The organism is Sphingomonas sp. (genome assembly GCF_019749955.1).
GTDB lineage: Bacteria > Pseudomonadota > Alphaproteobacteria > Sphingomonadales > Sphingomonadaceae > Sphingomonas.
This window is the reverse complement of record NZ_JAIEPC010000013.1, coordinates 1-5177: the sequence shown is the minus strand read 5'-3', so window position 1 is coordinate 5177 and position 5177 is coordinate 1. Positions and strand designations below refer to the sequence as shown.

At 63.7% G+C, this 5177-nt stretch carries 7 protein-coding genes; 1 reads left to right on the top strand and 6 read right to left on the bottom strand.

Annotation, left to right across the window (positions count from 1 at the left end; all coding sequences use genetic code 11):
* Nucleotides 1-355 precede the first annotated feature (355 nt).
* The 3 genes from K2W81_RS04180 to rplK all read right to left on the bottom strand — a co-directional run bounded on the left by K2W81_RS04180 (nt 356) and on the right by rplK (nt 2987).
* Nucleotides 356-1738, bottom strand: a complete 1383-nt coding sequence (locus K2W81_RS04180; RefSeq protein ID WP_294101732.1) for a M28 family peptidase — start codon at nt 1736-1738, stop codon at nt 356-358.
* A 117-nt stretch (nt 1739-1855) separates the two neighbouring features.
* On the bottom strand, nt 1856-2551 hold the full coding sequence (rplA, locus tag K2W81_RS04175; protein WP_294101731.1) for a 50S ribosomal protein L1: 696 nt from the start codon (nt 2549-2551) through the stop codon (nt 1856-1858).
* A gap of 4 nt (nt 2552-2555) precedes the next feature.
* A complete protein-coding gene (gene rplK, locus K2W81_RS04170; RefSeq protein ID WP_294101694.1) occupies nt 2556-2987 on the bottom strand; it encodes a 50S ribosomal protein L11 in 432 nt (143 codons plus the stop codon).
* Nucleotides 2988-3232: 245 nt separating this feature from the next.
* Between rplK and yghU the strand changes: the two genes are divergently transcribed.
* On the top strand, nt 3233-4120 hold the full coding sequence (yghU, locus tag K2W81_RS04165) for a glutathione-dependent disulfide-bond oxidoreductase (protein ID WP_294101692.1): 888 nt from the start codon (nt 3233-3235) through the stop codon (nt 4118-4120).
* Nucleotides 4121-4148: 28 nt separating this feature from the next.
* Here the strand turns inward: yghU and K2W81_RS04160 are convergent, their stop codons facing one another.
* The 3 genes from K2W81_RS04160 to K2W81_RS04150 all read right to left on the bottom strand — a co-directional run.
* Nucleotides 4149-4523 (bottom strand): PIN domain-containing protein, encoded by a 375-nt coding sequence (locus K2W81_RS04160; RefSeq protein ID WP_294101691.1) that lies wholly within the window; start codon nt 4521-4523, stop codon nt 4149-4151.
* Nucleotides 4520-4711 (bottom strand): type II toxin-antitoxin system VapB family antitoxin, encoded by a 192-nt coding sequence (locus K2W81_RS04155; protein ID WP_294101690.1) that lies wholly within the window; start codon nt 4709-4711, stop codon nt 4520-4522. Before K2W81_RS04155 ends, K2W81_RS04160 begins: the two co-directional genes overlap by 4 nt.
* A 193-nt stretch (nt 4712-4904) precedes the next feature.
* Nucleotides 4905-5177, bottom strand: a 273-nt coding sequence (locus tag K2W81_RS04150) for a KOW motif-containing protein (RefSeq protein WP_294101688.1), incomplete at its 5' end; no start/stop codon positions are given.

Below are 5177 nucleotides of genomic sequence, written 5' to 3'. Positions count from 1 at the left end.
GACCCCCGTTCCAGCCGGGCTTGTCCGTCAAAGGGGGTGGATCGCGGCGTGAACCACGGCAGACCGCGCGAGGGCAAGCCCCGACATCGGTCGGAAATTCCAGTCCCCGTCTAGGCAGGAGATTAAGTGGGAAGCCCACACCTGCCGTCTCGGACGGTAACCCGGCGCAAGCGAACCTATGCCGGGTGAGCGCGCGCCAATACAGCGCGGGGGCTAAATGTCAATGACTGGTCTGCACCAATCACCGTTTGCCCTGAGCTCGTCGAAGGGCCGTCCTTCCTTTTTCCCAAGGACCGAGAAGTGAGACGGCGCTTCGACAAGCTCAGCGCGGACGGTGCTAGCTTGGCCCTCGATCCTATGGTTTCGGCTTGCCGTCCTTCGTCCACTGCGGCGTGAAGCTGCCATACGCCAGCCACTTCACCGGCTTGATCAACGACTGGATCGCGTTCGTCATGAAGGTGAAGTCGATGTTCTCCACCGTATCGGTCGGCTTGTGATAGGTCGGTACCAGCGCCCAGCCCGATACGGTATGCGCAACAATCCCTTGCCGCGCGAGCGCGTAATTGTCCGATCGCTGGAAGAAGTTCTGCTCGGGGTAAGGATCGGCGGTGACGAGCGCGCCATGTGCTTTCATCGCCGTGCCGAAATCGGACCGGTCGTAGCCGGTCATCATCATCACGCCCTTGGGCAGTTTCGGGTCCTGCGCGCCGATCATCTCGAATTCGAGATTGGCGACGATGTCGGTGAGCGGTACTGGCGGGTGCTGGCCAAAATAGGTGGAACCGAACAGGCCGATTTCCTCGCTGCCATAAGCCACGAATAGCAAGCTGCGGCGCGGGCGTCGGCCCTTGGCCATCGCCTGCGCGATTTCGAGCACCGCGACCGTGCCCGACGCATCGTCGTTGGCGCCGTGCATCACCGTGCCGTTGGCGAGCACGCCGAGATGATCGAGATGGCCCGAAAACAGCAGCGTCCCGGCCTTGGGATCGGAACCGGCGATATAGCCGATCGCGTTGGTGGTGATACTTTCTTCGCGCACCACGTCGGGCAGCGTCAGCGCGATATCGGTGCCTGGCTTGGCAGCAAGTGCGGTCAGCGTCTCGGGCGGCAGCGTGGCAACCGAAACCCCTGCCGAAGGCGACGCCCCGTCCAGAAAAACCGGCAATCGCGGCGCACCACCTTGTGACGCAAGCTGGCCCTTTGTCATCGCGCTTTCGGCAAGGATGAGGAGCTTCACCTTCTTGGCGCGCGCGGCACCGAACAGCGCAAAGGGCGGCCCCTTGAAGGCAGGCACCAGCACGACGTCAGCGGCCGGCATGTCGGCGGGCTTGTCACCGGTGAACACGGCCACCTTGCCGCTGATCGGCTCGCCACTGCCGATGATCAGCGACATGCCCGCCACAGGCGCGCCAGCAGCCGTCAGGACCGGATCACCCTTCAGCTTCAGCCGGATCACCTTGGCGGGCTGGAGATACCCCGTCATCCCCGGCGCGGGCTTCAGCCCATATTGCGCGAATTGCGACGCGACATAAGCCGCGGCAATCGCTTCGTCGCCGGTCGCGCTGCCGCGCCCGCGCAGCTCGTCGCCAGCGAGGAACTTCTCATGCGCCATTACGGACTCGATGCGCACTTTATAGGCGGCGGGGCGCGGCTTGCGCTTGGCGTCGAGGCTGGCGGGCGCGATTAGCAGGCCAGCAATCGTCAGGCTCGTGAGCACTTTGGCCACTGTGGATTTCATGCGACGCTCCCCCTTGTGTCGTGCATGGCTAATACGCGCGGTGCGCATCGGCAAGGGGGCAAAGCAAAAGGGCCGGGATTGCTCCCGACCCTTCAACATTGCGTGTCGAGGCGTTGGTTACGCCGCAACCTCACCCGTGTCGACGCGAACGCCCGCGCCCATCGTCGAGCTTACGGCGATCTTCTTGACGTACTTGCCCTTGGCGCCGGCGGGCTTCGCTTTGATCAGCGCATCGACCAGCGCATCGAAATTCGCGCGCAAGTCTTCGGCCGGGAACGACGCCTTGCCGATACCCGAATGGATGATGCCGGCCTTTTCGACGCGATATTCGATCTGGCCGCCCTTGGCGTCCTTCACGGCCTGCGCGACGTTCATTGTCACGGTGCCGAGCTTGGGGTTCGGCATCAGGCCCTTCGGCCCCAGGATCTTGCCGAGCCGCCCGACGACGCCCATCATGTCCGGGGTCGCAATGCAGCGATCGAAGTCGATCGTACCGCCCTGAACGAGCTCCATCAGGTCTTCAGCGCCGACAACATCGGCGCCCGCTTCACGGGCTTCATCGGCCTTGGCGCCCTTGGCGAACACGCCGACGCGCACGGTCTTGCCGGTGCCCTTGGGCAGCGTCACGACACCGCGGACCATCTGGTCGGCGTGGCGCGGATCAACGCCGAGGTTGAGCGCGACTTCGATCGTTTCGTCGAACTTCGCGGTCGCGTTCGCCCGCGCGAGCGCAATCGCTTCGTCGATCGTGTAGAGCTTGTCGCGGTCGACAGCGGCGGCGAGGGTCTTGGCCTTTTTGGTCAGCTTGGTCATCGGATCAGCCCTCCACCACTTCGAGGCCCATCGCGCGGGCCGAACCCTCGATGATGCGCGTCGCGGCTTCGATATCGTTGGCGTTCAGGTCCTTCATCTTGGCCTGGGCGATCTCGCTCAGCTTCGAGCGCGCGATCTTGCCCGCGGTGACCTTGCCCGGCTCCTTCGAACCCGACTTCAGCCCAGCGGCCTTCTTGATAAGGTACGTCGCCGGCGGCGTCTTGGTTTCGAACGAGAACGAACGGTCGGCATAGACAGTGATCACGGTCGGCAGCGGCGTGCCGACTTCCTGGTCGCCGGTCGACGCGTTGAACGCCTTGCAGAATTCCATGATGTTGACGCCGCGCTGGCCCAGCGCCGGACCGATCGGCGGGGAGGGGTTCGCCTTGCCTGCAGGAACCTGCAGCTTGATATAGCCTGTAATTTTCTTCGCCATGATACTCACTCTGTTGCGCGGCCGGGGCGGGCCCGACCGGGTTCAAGTTTAGCGGTTCAAGCGACAGACCAAGGCCCGCCTCCCGCACGCATTCCATTGCCGCTGCTTTGGAAGAGCGGGCGCATAGCCGAACTGGGCGTGCGGCGCAACGATGGATTGGCTTGTCTGCCCCCAAGCCTTCGCATCACTGGACGCGAGCCCCCGCCACCCCATATCGTGGCCAGCAACCATAGGGAGGACTCCGCATGACCGACGCCGCTGACCCCGCCGCCAACAACCAGCCCGCCGGTTATGTGCCGCCTGCCGTCTGGACCTGGGAGCCCGGCAATGGCGGCGCTTTCGCCAACATCAATCGCCCTATCTCGGGCGCGACGCACGACAAGCCACTGCCGGTCGGCAAGCACCCGATCCAGCTTTATTCGCTCGGCACGCCCAATGGCGTCAAAGTCACGATCCTGCTCGAGGAATTGCTCGCCGCCGGGCACAGCGGTGCCGAATATGACGCGTGGCTGATCAAGATCGGCGAGGGCGACCAGTTCGGCAGCGGCTTTGTCGACATCAATCCCAATTCGAAAATCCCGGCGATGGCCGATCATTCGGTCGACCCCGTCATCCATCTGTTCGAAAGCGGATCGATGATGGTGTATCTGGCGGAAAAGTTCGGCGCCTTCCTGCCGACCGACCCGCGCAAGCGCGCCGCGACCTTCAACTGGCTGATGTGGCAAATGGGATCGGCGCCGTTCCTCGGCGGCGGCTTCGGCCATTTCTACGCCTATGCGCCGTTCAAGATCCAATACGCGATTGATCGCTATGCGATGGAAGTGAAGCGCCAGCTCCACGTGCTCGACACGCATCTGGCAAACCATGAATATATGGTCGGCGACGACTACACGATCGCCGACATGGCGATTTACCCTTGGTACGGCGCTGGCATCCGCGTGGCCTATAATGCGCGCGAGTTCCTCGGCATCGATGATTACAAGAATGTCGCGCGCTGGACCGATCAGATTGGCGCGCGTGAGGCCGTGAAGCGCGGCGCCCGCGTCAACCGCGTGTTCGGCGACCCGGCCAAGCAGCTCGCCGAGCGGCATGATGCGAGCGATTTCGACCGGGTGGTTGAGGTGGCGGGCTAGGGTAATTTGGCGGATCGCGGCAGCCCCGCTAGGCGTGGAGTGCCGCGATCGCCATCGACGCCGCAGCATCGGCAAGCCTTTTGTCACGCGTCCATAGCAGCGCGCCGGGCGTGAGTAAGGTCGCAGCCAGCAGGTGCGCATCGATGAAGCCGAGCCCGAGGCTGAAGAGCGCCTGACGCTCGATCAAGTCGATGACTTCCTCATCGCGCGCGCGCACCGCTTGCGGCAGCTGCTGCAACGCGCCCAACACGGTGGGGCGATTGGCAAGGCTACCCATCGCAATCTCGCCCGTCACCATCGCGTGACCCAGCACGCGTCCCTGCATCAGCAAATGGCCAAGCGTTGCGTCTCCACGCCGCAAATGGTCGATCCACACGCCCGTATCGACGAGCAGAACGCTCATGTGGGACGGTGGCGCGGTCCGGCTGTGGCGGTCGGGTCGCTGCCGCCGAGGCGGGAGAGCCGGTGCGCCGCTTCGCGTTCGATCAGCGCTTTCAAGGCCTCGCGCACCAGCGCCGATTTCTCCTTCAGGCCGGTATAGGTCTGGGCCTGCAGGACGAGATCGTCATCGAGGGCGAGGGTGGTGCGCATGGCAGTTGATCCTTTGATGCGCAGAATATCGCATCGAATGATGACGGATTCAATGCGGCTTGCTGTTGGGGGCGTGGCGCAGCCGCCGCGGCAAAGCCGCGTCGTCGGTCGGGGCTTTGCCCCGCCGGCCGGTCGAACGCCGTCTCGCAAATAGCTTCGCTATTTGCGTGCGGACGTCAAATGAGGCGAGGCCTCATTTAACTCGTTCGACTTGCTCGAAATCCAGTTCGACCGGCGTTGCGCGCCCGAAGATCGACACCGACACCTTGACCTTCGACTTGTCGAAATCGAGTTCCTCGACGGTGCCGTTGAAGCTCGCGAACGGACCGTCGAGCACCTTGACCGCGTCGCCGATCTCGTAATCGACCTTGACCTGCTGCTTGGCGCTCGTCGCCTGGACTTCGTCCTTGGTCGACAGCATCCGCGCGGCTTCGGTTTCGCTGATCGGCTGGGGCTTGCCCATCGA

Excerpts from the sequence above, each read along its gene's own strand:
- K2W81_RS04180 (WP_294101732.1), bottom strand. The coding sequence starts at position 1,738 with ATGAAATCCACAGTGGCCAAAGTGCTCACGAGCCTGACGATTGCTGGC.
- rplA (WP_294101731.1), bottom strand. The coding sequence starts at position 2,551 with ATGACCAAGCTGACCAAAAAGGCCAAGACCCTCGCCGCCGCTGTCGAC.
- rplK (WP_294101694.1), bottom strand. The coding sequence starts at position 2,987 with ATGGCGAAGAAAATTACAGGCTATATCAAGCTGCAGGTTCCTGCAGGC.
- yghU (WP_294101692.1), top strand. The coding sequence starts at position 3,233 with ATGACCGACGCCGCTGACCCCGCCGCCAACAACCAGCCCGCCGGTTAT.
- K2W81_RS04160 (WP_294101691.1), bottom strand. The coding sequence starts at position 4,523 with ATGAGCGTTCTGCTCGTCGATACGGGCGTGTGGATCGACCATTTGCGG.
- K2W81_RS04155 (WP_294101690.1), bottom strand. The coding sequence starts at position 4,711 with ATGCGCACCACCCTCGCCCTCGATGACGATCTCGTCCTGCAGGCCCAG.